Below are 17,919 nucleotides of genomic sequence, written 5' to 3' on the forward strand. Positions count from 1 at the left end.
GATTAGTCTCTAAAAATATGTACTATGAATTAGGACTAATTATTGCAGCTGCATCAAGAAGAGGGATTGTATTGGAAAAGCCAAAGGATTTTGAACAACACATTGCCTACGAATTATTAATAGAATTAAGTAAATAGAATTCCTCCGTGATTGAATAAATAGTTCATCATTAAGATCTTAAATAAAACCACAAGAAAGCCGCTGATATAAATCAGTGGCTTTCTTCATTTCGTTCAAGTACGGCTATTTTTTCAAAATTTATATGGAAAAATAATAGAAATAATGAGATTCCCTAATGAAGCCGATTTTTTCATAAAGCCTTTGGGCTGTCGTATTATCCTCAGCAGTTTCAAGAAAAAGTCCCTTCGCCCCAGTTTCTTTCGCAAAATCTATTGCCATTTTCATCAAGGATTCGCCCACACCCCTTCCGCGGGCGATTTCCTTCACATATAAATCATTTAATACCCATGACCGCTGCATACTTACACTTGAAAACGAAGGATAAAGCTGTACAAAACCAAGCGGATTAGATTCTTCAAGTGCGATAAAAGCAACAGACTCTTCGTTAAGAATTCTCTCCTGCAAAAACTTTCTTACCCCCTCCATATCGGATTTTTGTTCATAAAACTGCCTGTACAAATCAAATAGCTCTGTTAAAGCATCAAGCTCATTTAATGTGGCCTTTTGAATATACATGTTTATTTCTCCCTTTTTTATAGTTTACAAGAAGGATTTTCCCCTCGTATTTGTTGCTCGTATCACTGAATCCACCGCGGCACGGTTGTATCTTTATTTACTATTCTGCATGTTTCGTTGTATTCCTTTAAGATTTGTGTTGGTTTTGTGGGCATGCGAAAAAGCCTTGAAAGATCAAGGCTTTTTCTGTTAATAGATGTGGCATACCCAATTAGGTTTATTTATTCTTATTCGTAATTGCTTTTCAATGTTGAAGTTGTCTTCAATTAAAGATTGGTGGGGGTTCCACCCATGTGACCTGGGAACATGCCACCCATGCCGCCATATCCATCATGGCTCGGGAATCCACCCATGCCGCCATGACCAGGGTATCCACCCCAGCCGCCTTGTCCACCATGCCATCCATGACCAGGATATCCACCCCCATAGCCGCCATGCCATCCATGACCAGGGTATCCACCCCCATAGCCGCCATGCCATCCATGACCAGGGTATCCACCCCCATAGCCGTCATGCCATCCATGACCAGGGTATCCACCCCCATAGCCGTCATGCCATCCATGACCAGGATATCCTCCCATACCCGGGTATCCGACTCCCATACCCGTGCCGCTAAATCCACCCATTCCAGGGAATCCTCCGCCCATGCCGCCAAAACCACCCATGCCTGTATTAAATTGTCTCAAATCGTTCATTTGAGCATCTCTCCTTTATATAGGTTACAGTCTAGACTATGTTGAAATCGTGAAAAGGCATAGGCGGATGTCCTGTTTTTTCTTAACTATTTAGGCATGCATGACCAAAATCTTAAACAAAACGGTTTGATAGTAATTCTTTCCGTCGATATATACTCATCACAATTCCAATTAAAAAGGAATTTAGCAATACTGGCATTAACCCATAGCTAATAAAAGGCAAGGATATCGAGGTTTGTGGAAAGACGCCAAGTGCCATTCCCACGTTACAAACCAGCTGAACCCCATAAAGTCCCACTGCACCAAACAAAAGAAGTTTGGCATAAGAATCATGAATTTTATTAGAGATAACAATAAATCTCACCATAATTAGGGTAAGGATAACAAATAAAGCAATTGCAAAAAGCCAGCCGTATGTATAGGTTAAACTCACAAAAACAAAATCCGTATGTGCTGATGGAATAAACTCTTTATTCCCATGGTTACCAAACCAACCGGCTTTTGACATTAATTCTTTCACTCGTAAAATCATATAACTTGCCCCACCCGAAGATTTCTCTGGGTTTATAAAGGCAAGAATTCTTCCTAGTTGATAACTCTTAAGACGTTCTAAAGAAACCAACCCCATAATCAAGAATAAACAGAAGGTTATTCCCCCAATAACCATCATTTTTTTTCTGCTAAATTTACTCCACCAAAACATTCCCATGACCATAACAGTATACATAAAGGGAATTGTAATATTTGACACTGCTAATAATAAGAGCAATGGGATGAAAAACAATATAAAAAATTGCCAAATCTTAAGCCGCTCGTTACTAAAAAATGAAGCCCAACCAAGGAAAAATAAGGGCAATACCATTGAGCTTTCTAAGGTAATAATTGACGGGATTCTAAGTAGCGGTACCCCATTAATCATGGTATTAGAAAGAAATCTGATGATAAGTAAAAAGAGAACGCCTAAAGTGTAAAACATCCACCCTCGTGTTTTCCATGCTCGAAAATCGATTAACATGATTCCTATAGCTGCAGAAGCACCTAGTAAAACAGTAACGCTTTTCATAAAAGCAAAATGTGTCGTATCCTCCAAGTATCCAAGTGAAGCTAACGGTAAAAATCCAAGTCCCAATGTTGTCACCAATAGAATGATCATAAACCAATCTACCTTGGGCTTGTGCAGCCTATTCATCTGTTTACCTAATTTGCTCGGGCTACCCATTTGTTCAATGGCTTTTTCCTCAGCCTCTGTTTCCGGTAACCCCATCTCTATTAATAAATTTTTGGCTTCCTGGATATGAAAACCTAATTCAGTGGCTACAACATTCTTGGCTTCCTTCGATTTAATTTGTTCTGTTACCTCTTTCAAAAAAATAAACTTCTTATTTGCCACGTCCGTCTCACCCCTCCAGCAGTTCATGTAAAACAAACCCTTTTTTCGTTTGATTCTTACCCGCTTTTTGCAAGATTTTTTTCCCTTTATTAGTTAACTGGTAATATTTCGCCTTAGATCTTTGCCACGTCGCTTGAATCCATTGATTCTGCTCTAAACGGTGGAGCAGAATGTAGAGAGATCCTTCGTTATCCTCGAATTTCCTGATGCCTCTACCCCGTAAAAGTTTTACTAATTCAAAACCCGTTCTTTCGTTGACAAGTAGCTGCAGGACAGCAAATAGAACATCCTCTTCTTTTTCTTCCTGCTGTTTGATTTTTTCACGAATGTCTTTTCGATGCTTTTCGGTAAAATTCAACTGTGAAAAGGTAGTTCGATTCATTGATTTTCTTAAATTCTTTAAACGATCCTCCATGTTCTATGCCTCCAATCGTTCTTTCATAAGTTCTTTCGCCCGTTTTAATCTTGTTTTCACTGTGTTTTCTACCGTATTTGTAACAGCTGCGATTTCTTTAATCGGCAATTCCTCATAATAAAAGAGATATATCACCTCTCGATATTTAATCGGCAGTGTCATAACCGCAGAAATTAATTCATCATCCTCTTCTTTCTGAATGACGACCTGCTCGACCATTTCCTTTTTCGTTTGACTGTTTGTCGGTTCTTCGTCTGTCGTGACGACGTTCCGAGTATACCAGCTCTTCAGGTAGTCCTTGCAATGATTGATGGCAATGCGCCATAGCCATGTCCGCAGCTTCGATTTACCGCTATATTTATGAAGTGAATTGTAACATTTAATAAAAATATCCTGGGTTAGGTCTTCAGCTAGCCCTTTATTTTTCACATATGAATAAACAAGTTGTAAGATGTCCTGCCCATATCTAGTCATAATTTCATCTATTAGGGTTTCTTTATCTTCTGTTTCAATTACTTCCGCTGTCAATTCCTCCACTTTTGTCCCTCCCTTGATACATCTTAGACGACACATTCCTTTAGAAAGTTTTAAAAAAACAAAAAAAGGATAGATAGAGCAGAAAAAAACTGCCACTATCTATCCTTTTTTGTTTACTCATCTTCAGAAGCACTTTTTTCATCCTTATGGAACCAAAGGGGTTCTTGGTCGTCCTCGTCACCATTATAGTTGATGAGGATTTCTTCACCCGCTTTAATATCCTTGTATGCATAGAAGTCAAACGTGTGATTTGGAAAATTTATTTCATAGGTTGCATTGGGTTCATACGAATGGTTAAACAACATCCCATATCCTAAAACAAACGCAGTGTGGTTTACCCCATACTCAAATGCATAATCAGCAAGCAAGGTTTTTTCAATGTGAACATGCTCCTCATTTGGGTAAGGAATTACGGGTGCCGCATGAATCAGCTTCCCTTTTGCAATATCCTCTGTTGCAAATACACCTCTATTTAATTCGCCATCGCTTAGCTTTGAAGTTTTTATTTCAATCATATTCATCACCTATAAAGTTCTTTCCAATGAAGTTTTTATCATACTTAAGCTTGCCATTATATTGGGAAGAATGCAATTGTTTTTTATTCTGTCCAAGTGGTTATATTTTCCGAAATCCATCATAAAATGGAATATACGTTCGTAGGGAGGCGAGGATATTGTTTAGTAACAATGATTCCTTGATTACAGGTGAGATGTTAGTCAGGCATTACGAGCTGAATAAACAGAAAAAAGAAATGGAACTGGAAATGAATCAATTAAAGGATGCCTTTCAAACCTATTTTAATAATCTTGTCGGATCCAATCATAAAGCCGAAATCACCATCAGTGGTTTCAAGCTGCAAAGGCAGATTCGAAAGACAGAAAAGTACAATGAGGATGAAACGATAAAAAGATTAGAAGAATTACAGATGAATGAACTTATACAAGTTGTAAAAAAGCCGGATGATGGAAAAATTAAAGCAGCACTAAATTTAGGATTTCTTCAACCTAATCATTTGGAAGGCTGTGTGGTCACAAGTTATACTCAAGCTATTTCTGTTAAGCCGATTACACCAAGATAAGGTTAAAAACCCACGCCTATAAAAGGGACGTGGGTTCAATTTATTTGATTATTTTTCTCAGCATATAACAAGCTCCGTCCTTAGCAAAATATAAAAATTCACCGTTATTCACAACCATTGTTATTTACACTTCAAGTTGCTGGCTGTCTTTTAATAGGGCTTCGTCTTCCCATCCTTTGCACACATCAACCCACGCTACGGCAGAAGAAAATTGAAGAATTTCATCCTTTGATAACTCAATGGCAGAGTTCGTGCTGCCACAGGCCGGGAATAGGGTCTCGAATCGTTGCATCGATATATCAAGGAAAACGTCAATTTCGTTTTTCAAACCGAATGGGCAAACCCCGCCGATGGCATGTCCTGTTTGCTCAAGCACTTCATCTGGTGTGAGCATTCGCGGTTTGAATCCAAATTTTTGCCGAAACTTTTTATTATCGACCTTGGCATCACCAGCAGCAACAATTAGGATGGCTTTTTCCTCATTCCCACGAAAGGATAATGTTTTGGCGATTCGTGCTGGGATTACCCCAATCGTTTCCGCGGCTTGATCAACAGTAGCACTTGATGTTTCAAATTCCATGATATCCATTTCACGATTCCATTGTTTAAAATAGGTTTTAACGCTTTCTACTGACACCTTTTTCATCCTCTCCATATGTATTATCTTGTATAATAGCATACGTTAAAGTATTAAAGCGAAAATACGTCTTGGAATGAATCCCTAATGAATAAATTTCCTAAAAATTGATTGCTACATGTTGCTATCAGTGAAATATCAGGATGATAATAATAAGATATATAGAAGCTTGCAAAAGGATATCGATATCTTGCTCCCGTCATTACTACTAAAAATAGAGATAATGGAAATTTGAACGTTTTTTTCAATCCTTCTTTCTGAAAAGTGATATAATTTTTGTTATAATTATAGATTAATAGTCTGAATGGCTTTCGTTTTGGGAGGGGAAACATGAATTCACACAGTGCAGCATTGCCCCACTCAAGGGCGAAGGGAATTGTCTTAGTGCTCATTGCCGCAACCTTTTGGGGAGTATCCGGCACCGTTGCTCAGTACCTATTTCATCAGCAAGGTTTCAGCACCAACTGGCTTGTGGTGACACGGCTTATTTTTTCAGGAATTGGCTTATTACTGTTTTCACAAACTGTGGGGAAACAATCTATTTGGAGTGTATGGAAAAATAAACAGGATGTTGGCCGTCTGATTATTTTTGGAATCATTGGTATGTTCGGCGTTCAATACACCTATTTTGCTGCAATCGAGCATGGAAATGCGGCAACAGCAACCGTCTTGCAGTATTTGGCGCCAGTGATTATTGCCAGCTATTTATTTCTACGAGCAAAGTCATTACCAGGAAAACAAGAAGTGTTGGCGATTATTCTCGCACTTTTGGGAACCTTTCTTTTAGTAACGAAAGGAAGTGTTCATTCCCTGTCCATTACAGGAATGGCATTTTTCTGGGGGATTCTTTCCGCATTTGCCCTCGCATTTTACACGCTCTATCCGGGCGGCTTATTATCAAAATGGGGTTCATTGATGACGGTTGGCTGGGGGATGACCATTGGCGGCATCGGATTTAGTTTCATCCATCCTCCCTGGAAGTTCCAAGGTGATTGGAGTCTGACATCCTTCTTAGCGGTCGTGTTTGTGGTTATTTGTGGCACGTTGATTGCCTTCTTTTGCTATATGGAGAGTTTGAAATACATCAGTGCTTCTGATGCAAGTCTGCTTGCCTGTGTCGAGCCATTATCCGCGGCCTTTTTGGCCGTTGCTTGGCTCCATGTTTCCTTTGGTGCGGCTGAGTGGATTGGCTCTATTTTCATAATTGCCACGATATTTATTTTATCTATAGCAAAAAATAATAAAAAGCAAACTGAAAATAAAGGGTTCGATTTCGGGGCAGGTAAAAAAAGTAGCAACTAAATAATGTAGTTGCTACTTTTTTTGCTTTTTTATTCACCTAAATCCACATTGTGGTACACTTGCTGCACATCTTCTAATTCTTCTAATACATCAATCATTTTTTCAAATTTTGCTAGTCCATCTTCAGGAAGTGTAATTTCATTTTGAGGCAGCATAGTTAATTCGGCAACGGTAAAGTCCGTCATCCCTGCTTGCTTAAATGCTTCTTGCACGGCATGGAATTGGTCTGGCTCTGCATAGACAATCACCGAATCTTCTTCTTCTATAATGTCACGGACATCAACATCTGCTTCCATTAATAGCTCAAGAACATCATCTGCTGTTTTTCCTTCGACACCAATAACAGCAGTAGCATCAAACATATAGGCTACAGATCCGCTGACACCCATATTTCCGCCGTTTTTACCAAAAGCAGCACGAACATCGGATGCGGTACGGTTTACGTTATTCGTTAGTGCATCAACGATGACCATGGATCCATTTGGTCCAAAGCCCTCATAACGAAGCTCTGTATAGCTTTCTTCGGAACCACCTTTTGCTTTTTCAATCGCACGGTCAATAATGTGTCTTGGTACATTGTATGTTTTCGCACGTTCTAGAACAAATTTTAACGCTTGGTTGGACTCAGGATTCGGTTCACCCTGTCTCGCTGCAACATAAATTTCAACCCCAAATTTCGCATAAACACGACTTGTATTAGCATCCTTTGAAGCTTTCTTTTCTTTAATATTGTTCCACTTACGTCCCATTATGAACACTCTCTTTCCGCTTTGAATCTACACGAAATTATTATAAGAAAAAAACTGAATCTTTCATATTTTTTCAACATAACAATTTTGAGTTATGAATCATCTAATTGTCAAACATCACTTTATCAAAATGATACTTTCATACACAGATAATATTATACATTAAATGTTTCATTTGTTAAGTATCCTAAAAACAAAAAAGTATAAGAAATGCCTCGATTTTCAAAAAAAAGGATCATTCCATGTTGTATGGATGATCCTTTCGCATTACACAAGCATTTGAAACAACGTGCTATCGTTATTTACTTCCCGATAAATAAATCCCTTTGCCTTAATCCGGTCTATTAATGGTAGATAGTCATCTTTATCTTTTAATTCGATACCAACCAATGCTGGACCTGTCTCTCGATTATTTTTTTTCGTATATTCAAAGTGGCTAATATCATCATTTGGTCCAAGTACATCAAAGAGAAATTCGCGTAATGCTCCTGGGCGCTGCGGAAATTGGACAATAAAATAATGCTGCAGGCCTTCATAAAGTTTGGAGCGCTCTTTAATTTCCTGCATCCGCCCGATATCATTGTTGCCGCCGCTGACGATACAAACAACTGTTTTCCCTTTAATTTCATCTGAATATGTATCTAAGGCAGCAACGGAAAGGGCTCCAGTTGGTTCCACAACAATGGCATTTTCGTTATACAAGGACAAAAGCGTGGTACAAACCTTACCTTCCGGAACCACAATAATGTCATCGACGATTTCTTTGCAAATTTCAAACGTTTTGGATCCAACTGTTTTAACTGCCGCGCCATCTACGAATGGGTCAATTTCTTTGAGGGAGGTAACCTCCCCTTTGAGTACTGATTCCTTCATTCCTGGTGCCCCTTGAGGTTCGACACCGATTAATTGTGTGGTTGGGGAATAGTGTCTTAAGTAAGTTCCCACCCCCGCTAGCAAGCCACCGCCGCCGATTGCGGCAAAGAGATAATCAATTTTTTCAGGACAATCGTTGAGCAATTCGACTGCCACCGTTCCTTGACCGGCAATCACATCGAAATCATCGAAGGGATGAATAAAGGTACGACTTTCAGCCTGGCTACACTCCATGGCTTTTTCATATGCATCATCGAAGGTATCTCCAGTTAACACAATTTCAACACTGTCTTTACCCCAAAATTTTACTTGGTTCACTTTTTGCTTTGGTGTTGTACTTGGCATATAGATTTTGCCATGAATGTTTAAAAGGTGACAAGAATAGGCCACTCCTTGAGCGTGATTGCCAGCACTTGCACAGATAATACCGTTTTGAAGTTCATCCTCATTAAGCTTTTTGATACGGTTATAGGCCCCGCGAATCTTAAACGAACGGACACTTTGCAAATCCTCTCTTTTTAAATATACATGACAATCATATCGTTCTGACAGCAGATGATTGTACTGCAGCGGGGTTGGGGAAATTTCATCCTTAATATTATGGCTGGCAAGGATAATATCTTCGACACTAAACGTTTTCTTTTCGACTTGTTGACTCATGTTAAAACTCCTCCTCTGTATTTCCTACTGTGCATGTAAAATGGTTTTGGTCTTGGTAAATGAATTTGCATTTTTAAACAACAAAAAACCCGTCCCTAATGGAATAGGGACGAGTTAGCTCGCGATACCACCCTACTTCCGCAATTGTACTATTGAAACTGCGGCTCTCGATCAACGTACCATTTAGGTACGGGTTCCATTGTAACGGTGGACATTCCGGTACAGCTTACTTTTACCGTTCAGCTATACATCTCAGAGATGATTTTCAGATAAGCCCGTCATCGACTCCCACCAACCGTCGATTCTCTGCTGGACAAGGCAATACCCTACTCTTCTCGTCATTGATTCATATCTAATTTTAGATAAGATTACCATCGAAAATATACCCTGTCAATGTATTTTGACTATTTTAACTATTTTGTCAATTAATAAAGCGCTTTCATTTTTCACATTCTGTTTAGTGCCGTCTTTATAGTATTTAGTGACCTAAATGATATAATTTTAAAAGGAGATAAATAATTCTGACAACTAAAAAGGAGAGGTTTTGAAATGAAGATTCCTTACAAGGGGAAATCCCCCGCCATTCATGATTCAGTATTTGTTGCACCAGGTGCATATCTGGTTGGCGATGTCCGGATTGGCAAAGAATCAACCGTATGGTTTAATGCCGTATTACGTGCAGACGACGGTCCGATTATCATCGGTGAACGATGCAGTATCCAAGATAACTCGACCATTCATCTATACGAAGGATTTCCAGTGGTAATTGAAGATGATGTAACCATTGGCCATAATGTTATTTTGCACGGGTGCAAAGTAGGAAAGAAATCCATCATTGGCATGGGGTCCACGCTTCTTGACGATGTGGAGGTTGGTGAGGAATGCATTATTGGTGCGAATACGCTACTTGCAGGTGGAATTAAGATACCCCCTCGCTCCCTTGTACTTGGTTCACCAGGAAAAGTGGTCCGCGAGCTTTCAGAGAAAGATTTACAGATGCTGCAAATGTCTAGTGAGCACTACGTCCAAAAAGGGAAAGAATTTAGAGAGATTCTTAACTAGTTAGCTAAACCAACTATATTAATCGAAAATTGATATTATTGTGACCGTCGACGCATAGTTTTTCTACATATGGTCACACATATCTTTTATCGGTTTTAGCCAAAAACCTTATGTCTTGTCTCCGCAAATTGTACGGATACTAAAGCAAAGAAAAGACCGAACGCACGTCCGGTCTTTTTCTTAATCTATGAATGGCTTTTACTTAATTCACCGGTCTTAGCAGGAATGAGAAAACTCAACACAACCGTGATCAAACTCAAGCACAAGGCATAAAGGAATACGTTTTTCATACCAACGGAAATGGTTACTGCCTGATTAATAAGCAAACCCATGATGGTTACACCAATTGACGTTCCAATATTTCTTAAAAAGATCTGCAGTGATGTAGACATCCCCTTGATATGGGGTTCGGCAAATTCTTGAGAAGCAATCGTGCCTACCGCAAACAGCAAACCGAAGGAAACACCTTGGATTGTTAAAATCAAAAACAATCCCATGTAAGAAATATCCTGAATGAATAAATAAAGCGCTAATCCCGAAATGGTCGTAATAAAACTGCCGATAATAAATAATATTTTGTAACCAAAGCGGAGGATCCAATTCCCTGCCGGTGTACTACCAAACATCCAGCCGAGCGCAATACTTAATAGAATCAGGCCACTTTTATAAATACTCATGTCTCGACCTTCTTGTAAAAACAAGGGAATGAAATTCGAAGTACCGAAAAACGATAAACAATAAAACAACATGAACAAATTCGTCATGAGGATTCCTCTATTTTTAAACAATGACACAGGGAGAAACGGTTCTGTTTCTTTCCTTTCAACTAATAGGAATACAATCAATCCGATGATTCCAATCAGGATGTACCAAATACCATGACTCACATTGGTAGCCAATAATAAAAGGGTAATCGAAAATCCAAAAAGGAAGAACCCTTTATAATCGATATGAGTCTTTTTAAATACTGTTTTTTCTTTATAAGGAAGTAGACACAGCACTGTGGCAATACCAATAGGGATATTGATAAAGAAAATCCATCTCCATGTCAAGGTCTCAACGAAGAAGGAACCCAAAACAGGCCCTACAATAGAGGAAATAGCCCAAATGGTACTAAATACCGCCTGGATCTTGCCACGCTTTTCAATTGTAAATAAATCTCCAACGATTATCATAGAGAGTGGAACCATTCCGCCGGCGCCAAGCCCTTGAATCCCTCTATACACAATCAGCATCTCCATGGAATTCGCGATTCCACACAGGATCGAGCCAAACGTAAACAGACCAACCGAGATCATTAACAGCTTTTTCCGCCCATACATATCTGATAGTTTACCGTAAAGTGGTACAGTAACAGTACTCGCTAACATATAAACGACAAAGATCCAAGCAAACAATTCCATGCCGCCGAGTTGTTTGACAATCGTTGGACTTGCTGTCTGCATTATATTGGCATCTAACGCCGAAATAAGGGTTGTAATCACAAGCCCCCAAAATACATATCTATTTTTCCCCATATGAACCTCCAATGTCCGATCATTGCTGAATAATTCCTTTTTTTTACAACCTCATTTTTACACTTCTATCATTATAGCAAAATTTATTTTCTTTTACCCAACTTTATGAAAAGAACCCGTAAAAAAAGGGCTGATCGATTTCAGCCGAGTTTAAACAAGTAAGAATAGCTTATTTTCCTTGGAGATCAATGGATTGAAAAAAATTCCCGATTATTGTTATATATTCTTCTGGCTCCTCAATATACGGCATGTGTGCGCTGTTTTCGAATACATGGAATTTCGAATCCCGGGTCACGTCACTGTAGTATTGAGTTGTTTCTGGTGTTGCTTCGTCAAATCGCCCACACGTATATAGAACCGGGCAGGTAAGGTCCTTTAATTTCGATGTACAGTCAAACTCCTTCAAATTGCCAAGAACGGTAAATTCCGATGGCCCCCACATGATAGTATAGATTTCAGCATTCCGGTACCCTGAAGGTCTTTGTTCTAGCCATTCCGGTTGCTTCTCCATTCTGTTTACAAAATGTTTTCCAAATACCTCAATCGCCGCTTCAAATTCTTTCGAATCGGTCGTTCCATTTTCTTCACAGCGTGTAATGGTTTCCTGTATTTCAAGTGGAAGTTTTTTTAGATTTCGCTTTTGATCCTGTTCCCATAAGGGGGCGCTAAGACAGGGGCTTGAAAAAATTACACTTTTCACACCGCTTGGCTTTGTTAAGCAATAAGCAGCAGCAAGCGTTGTCCCCCAGGAATGACCTAGGATATGTAATTCACTAAGCTTCAGCGCTTGTCTTATTTGCGCTAATTCCTCTACAAAACGGTTGAGATGCCAAAGAGAGGTATCCGTTGGTCTGTCGGATTTTCCACAACCTAATTGATCATATAAGATCACGGGACGATCTTTCGCAAGAGCTTTTAACCCTTGAAGCGAAAAAGAGGATGATCCCGGCCCGCCATGGAGAATAATGACTGGCGTGCCCCCACCCTTTTCATCGAAAACTTGATACCAAACCTTTCCACCTGTTACTTCTATATAACCTTCATTATTGTGCATACTTTTTCTCCCCTAACCATTGCCTATTCCTTTTTACGCCTATCCTTTCTTTTGCCCACCAACAGTCCAAGTAACCAGCCGATGCCCGCAAGTAGTGGGTAAAGAATCATGATCGCAATTCCCTTACTGCTATCTTCAAGGCTTACTAGGTAACTTAAACTAAAGCTAATGATAGCCCCGGTAAAATGTCCAAATCCCCCGTACATCTTGGCATACTGATTCGTTCTCCAACCAATTATACCAAAAATTAGTCCAATTCCGACAAAAAGTACAAGCATGAATAAATCTTCAACAAAATAGATAAGCTGCTGCAACGATGTTCCTCCGAACCTGAAAAATTTGTCACATAATTGTATTCTATGAATTTTTCCAATTTCCTTTGAATGGGCGAGAAAAAATATCAGGCATAGTGTATCGTTCCTTGGTTTAACCCTCTTACAGCTTTTCAAAAAACAAAAGACCTGCCCCAAGTGTCAAACACTTGGTCAGGTCTCCTACATTATCGCTGCATCTTCCAAACCGCGGCAAGATTAGCAGCAGTCCGTTCTACATATACCGCAGCATTCTTAAGGGCATCTTCTAGTAAAACAACTCCCGGTACGATACTAAAAACGGCATCGATTCCGTAGTCGTGGACAACAGTGGAGTCATCAGCCATATTTCCCGCAAGCGCCACAACAGGAACACCAAACCTTTTTGCTGTTTTGGCTACCCCAATCGGCGTTTTTCCAAAGATCGTTTGGCCATCAATCTTACCTTCCCCGGTAATCACCAAATCAGCATCCTGGACTAGGTGGGAAAGTCCTGTTGCCTCAATGACAATTTCAACGCCGCGCTTTAGCTCTGCAGGTAAAAATGCAAGTAAGCCGCCACCAAGACCGCCGGCAGCACCGGCACCAGATACATCGTTTATCTTTTTCCCAAGGTCCTGTTCAATAATAGCGGCAAAATGGGCAAGATTTAGGTCCAATTGCTCGACCATTTCTGGTGTTGCCCCTTTTTGCGGTCCAAAAATAGCGGAAGCTCCTCTATCACCTGTTAGCGGGTTATCGACATCACAGGCCACGTCCATTTTTATACCCTGTAAGCGGGGATCCACATTAGCAAGATTGATAGAAGCTACATCACCAAGTGACCCGCCTCCTTCCCCAATATCATGCCCAGCAAGATCGAGGAAACGAACCCCTAGGGCTTTCGCCATCCCCGCTCCGCCATCATTTGTTGCGCTTCCACCGATTCCAATAATAATGTGAGTAACGCCTAAATCAAGAGCTGCAGCAATTAATTCCCCTGTCCCACGTGTCGAGGTAATCAATGGGTTTCGTTTTTCCACAGGGACAAGATGTAGGCCTGAAGCGGCAGCCATTTCAATGACAGCAGTCGTCTTATTACCAAGAACTCCGAAAAAGGCATCTACAGGTTCACCAAGAGGACCCGTTACCTTTTTATAAATAATTTCCCCACCCGTGGCATCCACTAGGGCCTGAACCGTCCCTTCGCCGCCATCAGCCATCGGAATTCTCACAAAATCCGCATCAGGGATTTGACGCTTAAAGCCTTTTTCAATAGCATCAGCGACTTCAAGGGCGGACAAACTCTCCTTAAATGAATCAGGTGCAATAACAATTTTCATCCTATTTCTCTCCTATCTATGTCAATATTGCACGGATGAACTATCCAAAAAAGTGAAACACACCATAAATCAATGTTGAAAGGATGGCCATCGTTAAACCAACGAGTGTCTCGTATGGAATGACTTTTAAGCGTTCTTTGATATCCATATTGACACTTCCACCAGTTGCATGGAAAAAGCTTCCGTGTGGCAGATGGTCTAAAACGGTTGCCCCTGCATGAATCATTGCTGCACCAGCGATAGCCGACACACCCATACCTAGAATAGTCCCGCTAAATACCTGACTCGCTACAGCTGTACCGGCAGTGGTTGAAGCCGTTGCAGCCGACATAAAAATACCTGATACCGGTGCAAGGACGTATCCAGGAAGACCGAGTACATTTAACCCTTCAATCAATAAGTCTTTCAATCCTGAATTCGCAATAATCCCTGCGAGTGTACCTGTTCCAAGTAGCATGATGGCTACGCCTGACATTTTGCCAAGGCCAGAAACAGCATACTCATTCACTTTTCTACCTCGACCCATTACCAATGCCCCGACAATCCCGCCAACTGGAAGGGCAATCATGGGGTCAATGCTAATATCAAATAAGGGCCTTAAGGCTAATAAAATGATTGTCACTAGTGGGGCAACAATGGCTGGGAGAAATAATGGAAGCTTTCCGCCATTGTGTGTCTGCACTTCAAAATCTTTTATACTGGAACCTTTATTAATAAGTTTTTTTGCAATGAGATACGTTACCACAAGTCCGAAAAGGGCAGGAATAATTCCGGCAGCCATAATAGAGGTAAGTGGAACTTTAAAAGCATCAGATGCCGCAATGGCATTGGGATTTGGTGATATGATATTCCCTGCCTTACCGCCGCCTATCATGGCGAACAAGATCGCCGTTTTAGAAATTCCGGCTCTTCGGGCAATGGCAAGTGCAATTGGCGATACTGTGATAACAGCAACATCGATAAAAACTCCGACCGCCGTTAAAATCATCGTAGCGACCGCTAAAGCAAGAAGTGCTCTCGTTTCACCAAGTTTTTTTACAATCGTTTCAGCGATGACGGCAGCAGCACCCGATTCAATCAGGACCCCGGCGAGTATACCCGCTGCAAGAATCCGAAGCACGGCCGGAATGATGCCTTTCGCCCCTTCCATCATTAACGTTACCGTGTTAGTGATGTCAACTCCGCCAATGAGTCCGCCGATCAATGCTCCGGCAATCATCCCGTAGGCAGGAGACACCTTTTTCAAAATTAAAATAATGGCAATGACAAGTGCACAAATGGCACCTAAAGCGCTTACTTGAATATGAGCATCCATGATGATTTCCTCCTTATCTCGTCTGTATGTCCATTGTAAGCGTTACCTAAGGCGGTTTCATTAGCCAAGCGATCAAAAAAAAGACCCAGATAGTGCAGGTCTTTTGTGCAAATGCACAATTACATGATTTGTTCTAATATGACTGACAAATAAAGCTCTAGCAAATCCTTTACTTTCCGTGGATCTTTACCTGTTACATCCATAATCCGGTCCAAACGATATCTGAGGGTGTTCCGGTGGATAAATAATTTTCCTGTAATCGTATGGATGTCACCATTTTCCTCGACATATGCGAGGAGAGTTTCTACCAATTCCCCTTTTTTATCAACCTTTTTTAATTGGTGGTAATAGTCGGCTAACTCCCCGCCCATGCCCAGTTTATTTGCCTTAGCAAGAAAGACAGGAATTTTATATTCTTCAAAAAGATAAATCATTTTCTGTGGATCAAGCCTACGTCCGACGGCGGAAGTCAAGATGGCTTCTTGATAAGAATCGGCTAATCCCTTCAGAGTTGGACGATAGCTGCCAACACTAATTTTACTGCGTCCACCTTCTTTTGTTTCCAAAAACCCAACTACATGTTCCAATTCCCTTTGGATATTCGCTGAATTCTTCTCATTTACTTTTTTAAGTAAAACAAGATAATCAGGCTGCATCATATATAGGTCTTCCTTCTGAAGCCGATCGCGGATAGTTTTGAAAATGGCGGGGCGGTCTTCTACTGTCACAATGATGGCTATCCGAGGAATGTCTAAATCAATCCCCAGTCGTTTCACTCTTTCAAAATAATGAGCATCGAGATTTTCAGGGTCATGCAACAGCTGGCTGATGAGTTCCTCCTTTAACCTTTCATCCCACTGCATTTCATCGAGTAAGACCGCTTGCTGTAAAATCATTTCCGCTGCCATTTTTACGAGCTCCCCATAGCTTCGAATCTCTTCAGGAACGCCAGTAATTCCAATTACTCCCACGATTTGATCATGAAACTTAATGGGAAGATTGATCCCAGCCTTTACACCGTGGAGTTTTTCCGCTTCGCTACTCTCGATTTCAAATCCAGATTGATTCTCAATAACCCTTATTGCCCCTTCATGAATAGAATCAATCCGGCTTTTGTCACCGGAGCCAATAATGACCCCCTTATCATTCATCACATTTATATTTCGATTTATGATCTTCATTGTTCTATTAACGATTTCCTGGGCCAGGGTTTGATCTAAAAATTTCATCACATCCTCCTTGCTTCCATTCTCATTTATAAACAACTACTTCCTCATTATAACATCCCTTCCCATTTGATAGACTCCATTCGAATCTTACTAGAAAAAGATGAAATCAAAAAGATTTCACCTTAATAAGTAAAGTAGTGATAAGATTGGGAAAACGCTCATACGGTTGGTTCATTCCCCGAATTCTTCCTGAATAGGTGAACGATGAATGTTCCCATAAACACTGCGATTAAAATACTGAATAATACCACTTCATCCATATGGAACCCGAAAGCTGCGATGATCATTTTTACACCAATCACGCCAATTAGTAAAAACGCGGTGGTTTCAAATTCAGGTACTTTTTCAATCAAGGTCAAGAATAATTGGGCAACACCGCGCATCATTAAGATGCCCAGCACGCCTCCAATGAATAAAACCCATACCTGATTAGAGACGCCAAATGCCGCAATCACACTATCAAAGCTAAAGGCAATGTCCATTAGTTCCACGGTTAATACCGTCCGCCAGAATCCCATTTTCTTATTTTGAACATCCTCGTCTTCATCCTTTTTTTGAAAAAAGTTTTGAAAGACGATCCACAAAAGATAATGTCCGCAGACAATTTTAATCCAAGGAATATTTATGAGTGAAACCCCTAAACCAATGGCCACAATGCGGAAAAAATAGGCGCCAAAAATCCCATAGAATAGAGCTTTCTTTCGTTGCTCTGTTGGCAAATGTTTTACCATAACAGCCAGGACAAGGGCATTATCGGCAGATAACAATCCCTCAAGAATAATAAGGGTACCAATAACTCCCCAGCTGGCTGGATTTGTTACGACATTTTCAAATGTTTCCAGCGAAAAAAACGTACTATAACTATTTATGATTTGTTGTAGGAGCTCCATCTACTTTTTCCCCTTTCAATTCAAAGCCATTACTTTTTAGTTGGTACCTATACAATTATAGAGCCTGTACCGATATAGTCTAAATGTATGTGAGACTCACAAATATATGAACCCCGAGGGGTGTGAAAAATAAAAAACACACGATTTTTCAACTGAAAAATCGTGTGTTTCCTTATAGACTTGCTAT

19 protein-coding genes and 1 other annotated feature are annotated in these 17,919 nt (G+C 40.3%); of the genes, 3 read left to right on the forward strand and 16 right to left on the reverse strand.

What is annotated here, in order from left to right; all coding sequences use genetic code 11:
* Positions 1–258: 258 nt before the first annotated feature.
* From G6554_RS13890 to G6554_RS13915, 6 genes are all read right to left on the reverse strand, one after another.
* On the reverse strand, positions 259–696 hold the full coding sequence (locus tag G6554_RS13890; protein WP_166242829.1) for a GNAT family N-acetyltransferase: 438 nt from the start codon (positions 694–696) through the stop codon (positions 259–261).
* 266 nt (positions 697–962) lie between these two features.
* Positions 963–1,391 (reverse strand): hypothetical protein, encoded by a 429-nt coding sequence (locus tag G6554_RS13895; RefSeq protein WP_166242831.1) that lies wholly within the window; start codon positions 1,389–1,391, stop codon positions 963–965.
* Positions 1,392–1,503: 112 nt separating this feature from the next.
* Positions 1,504–2,781: an FtsW/RodA/SpoVE family cell cycle protein gene (locus G6554_RS13900; protein ID WP_347564308.1), complete on the reverse strand. Its 1,278-nt coding sequence runs from the start codon at positions 2,779–2,781 to the stop codon at positions 1,504–1,506.
* 7 nt (positions 2,782–2,788) lie between these two features.
* Positions 2,789–3,196 carry a PadR family transcriptional regulator gene (locus G6554_RS13905; RefSeq protein WP_166242835.1) on the reverse strand — a complete coding sequence of 136 codons (408 nt, stop codon included), beginning with the start codon at positions 3,194–3,196 and terminating at the stop codon, positions 2,789–2,791.
* A 3-nt stretch (positions 3,197–3,199) separates the two neighbouring features.
* A complete protein-coding gene (locus G6554_RS13910; RefSeq protein ID WP_166242837.1) occupies positions 3,200–3,733 on the reverse strand; it encodes a sigma-70 family RNA polymerase sigma factor in 534 nt (177 codons plus the stop codon).
* 113 nt (positions 3,734–3,846) lie between these two features.
* Positions 3,847–4,248 (reverse strand): SET domain-containing protein, encoded by a 402-nt coding sequence (locus tag G6554_RS13915; RefSeq protein WP_166242839.1) that lies wholly within the window; start codon positions 4,246–4,248, stop codon positions 3,847–3,849.
* 158 nt (positions 4,249–4,406) lie between these two features.
* Here G6554_RS13915 and G6554_RS13920 point away from each other — a divergent pair, with 158 nt between their 5' ends.
* Positions 4,407–4,811, forward strand: a complete 405-nt coding sequence (locus G6554_RS13920; protein WP_207342997.1) for a hypothetical protein — start codon at positions 4,407–4,409, stop codon at positions 4,809–4,811.
* A gap of 124 nt (positions 4,812–4,935) precedes the next feature.
* On the opposite strand, the gene G6554_RS13925 is transcribed toward G6554_RS13920, so the two are convergent.
* On the reverse strand, positions 4,936–5,448 hold the full coding sequence (locus G6554_RS13925; protein WP_166242841.1) for a YbaK/EbsC family protein: 513 nt from the start codon (positions 5,446–5,448) through the stop codon (positions 4,936–4,938).
* A gap of 330 nt (positions 5,449–5,778) precedes the next feature.
* Here G6554_RS13925 and G6554_RS13930 point away from each other — a divergent pair, with 330 nt between their 5' ends.
* Positions 5,779–6,750, forward strand: coding sequence for a DMT family transporter (locus G6554_RS13930; RefSeq protein WP_166242843.1), 972 nt, complete (start codon positions 5,779–5,781; stop codon positions 6,748–6,750).
* Between the two features lie 29 nt (positions 6,751–6,779).
* On the opposite strand, the gene G6554_RS13935 is transcribed toward G6554_RS13930, so the two are convergent.
* Positions 6,780–7,499, reverse strand: a complete 720-nt coding sequence (locus G6554_RS13935) for a YebC/PmpR family DNA-binding transcriptional regulator (protein ID WP_166242845.1) — start codon at positions 7,497–7,499, stop codon at positions 6,780–6,782.
* Between the two features lie 267 nt (positions 7,500–7,766).
* The gene (ilvA, locus tag G6554_RS13940) at positions 7,767–9,032 is read right to left on the reverse strand and encodes a threonine ammonia-lyase IlvA (RefSeq protein ID WP_166242848.1); all 1,266 of its coding nucleotides are present in this window, start codon (positions 9,030–9,032) and stop codon (positions 7,767–7,769) included.
* A 102-nt stretch (positions 9,033–9,134) separates the two neighbouring features.
* Positions 9,135–9,383, reverse strand: a binding site (T-box leader).
* 198 nt (positions 9,384–9,581) lie between these two features.
* On the opposite strand from ilvA, the gene G6554_RS13945 reads away from it, so the two are divergent.
* Positions 9,582–10,094, forward strand: coding sequence for a gamma carbonic anhydrase family protein (locus tag G6554_RS13945; protein WP_166242849.1), 513 nt, complete (start codon positions 9,582–9,584; stop codon positions 10,092–10,094).
* Positions 10,095–10,279: 185 nt separating this feature from the next.
* On the opposite strand, the gene G6554_RS13950 is transcribed toward G6554_RS13945, so the two are convergent.
* The 7 genes from G6554_RS13950 to G6554_RS13980 form a co-directional block, all read right to left on the reverse strand.
* The gene (locus tag G6554_RS13950) at positions 10,280–11,611 is read right to left on the reverse strand and encodes an MDR family MFS transporter (RefSeq protein WP_166242851.1); all 1,332 of its coding nucleotides are present in this window, start codon (positions 11,609–11,611) and stop codon (positions 10,280–10,282) included.
* Positions 11,612–11,780: 169 nt separating this feature from the next.
* Positions 11,781–12,665, reverse strand: a complete 885-nt coding sequence (locus G6554_RS13955; protein ID WP_166242853.1) for a proline iminopeptidase-family hydrolase — start codon at positions 12,663–12,665, stop codon at positions 11,781–11,783.
* 23 nt (positions 12,666–12,688) lie between these two features.
* Positions 12,689–12,979, reverse strand: a complete 291-nt coding sequence (locus tag G6554_RS13960) for a hypothetical protein (RefSeq protein ID WP_166242855.1) — start codon at positions 12,977–12,979, stop codon at positions 12,689–12,691.
* 185 nt (positions 12,980–13,164) lie between these two features.
* Positions 13,165–14,298, reverse strand: coding sequence for a glycerate kinase (locus G6554_RS13965; RefSeq protein WP_166242857.1), 1,134 nt, complete (start codon positions 14,296–14,298; stop codon positions 13,165–13,167).
* A 40-nt stretch (positions 14,299–14,338) separates the two neighbouring features.
* Positions 14,339–15,613: a GntP family permease gene (locus tag G6554_RS13970; protein ID WP_166242860.1), complete on the reverse strand. Its 1,275-nt coding sequence runs from the start codon at positions 15,611–15,613 to the stop codon at positions 14,339–14,341.
* Positions 15,614–15,732: 119 nt separating this feature from the next.
* Positions 15,733–16,842: a sugar diacid recognition domain-containing protein gene (locus G6554_RS13975; RefSeq protein WP_166242862.1), complete on the reverse strand. Its 1,110-nt coding sequence runs from the start codon at positions 16,840–16,842 to the stop codon at positions 15,733–15,735.
* Positions 16,843–17,000: 158 nt separating this feature from the next.
* Positions 17,001–17,732 (reverse strand): TerC family protein, encoded by a 732-nt coding sequence (locus G6554_RS13980; RefSeq protein ID WP_166242864.1) that lies wholly within the window; start codon positions 17,730–17,732, stop codon positions 17,001–17,003.
* Positions 17,733–17,919 lie beyond the last annotated feature (187 nt).

Source organism: Bacillus sp. MM2020_4 (assembly GCF_011250555.1).
Classification (GTDB): domain Bacteria; phylum Bacillota; class Bacilli; order Bacillales; family Cytobacillaceae; genus Neobacillus.

Bases quoted from the DNA above. Each gene is read 5' to 3' on its own strand.
- ilvA (WP_166242848.1), bottom strand. From the start codon at position 9,032: ATGAGTCAACAAGTCGAAAAGAAAACGTTTAGTGTCGAAGATATTATC.
- G6554_RS13930 (WP_166242843.1), top strand. From the start codon at position 5,779: ATGAATTCACACAGTGCAGCATTGCCCCACTCAAGGGCGAAGGGAATT.
- G6554_RS13890 (WP_166242829.1), bottom strand. From the start codon at position 696: ATGTATATTCAAAAGGCCACATTAAATGAGCTTGATGCTTTAACAGAG.
- G6554_RS13915 (WP_166242839.1), bottom strand. From the start codon at position 4,248: ATGATTGAAATAAAAACTTCAAAGCTAAGCGATGGCGAATTAAATAGA.
- G6554_RS13980 (WP_166242864.1), bottom strand. From the start codon at position 17,732: ATGGAGCTCCTACAACAAATCATAAATAGTTATAGTACGTTTTTTTCG.
- G6554_RS13895 (WP_166242831.1), bottom strand. From the start codon at position 1,391: ATGAACGATTTGAGACAATTTAATACAGGCATGGGTGGTTTTGGCGGC.
- G6554_RS13905 (WP_166242835.1), bottom strand. From the start codon at position 3,196: ATGGAGGATCGTTTAAAGAATTTAAGAAAATCAATGAATCGAACTACC.
- G6554_RS13965 (WP_166242857.1), bottom strand. From the start codon at position 14,298: ATGAAAATTGTTATTGCACCTGATTCATTTAAGGAGAGTTTGTCCGCC.
- G6554_RS13975 (WP_166242862.1), bottom strand. From the start codon at position 16,842: ATGAAATTTTTAGATCAAACCCTGGCCCAGGAAATCGTTAATAGAACA.
- G6554_RS13950 (WP_166242851.1), bottom strand. From the start codon at position 11,611: ATGGGGAAAAATAGATATGTATTTTGGGGGCTTGTGATTACAACCCTT.
- G6554_RS13955 (WP_166242853.1), bottom strand. From the start codon at position 12,665: ATGCACAATAATGAAGGTTATATAGAAGTAACAGGTGGAAAGGTTTGG.
- G6554_RS13945 (WP_166242849.1), top strand. From the start codon at position 9,582: ATGAAGATTCCTTACAAGGGGAAATCCCCCGCCATTCATGATTCAGTA.
- G6554_RS13935 (WP_166242845.1), bottom strand. From the start codon at position 7,499: ATGGGACGTAAGTGGAACAATATTAAAGAAAAGAAAGCTTCAAAGGAT.
- G6554_RS13970 (WP_166242860.1), bottom strand. From the start codon at position 15,613: ATGGATGCTCATATTCAAGTAAGCGCTTTAGGTGCCATTTGTGCACTT.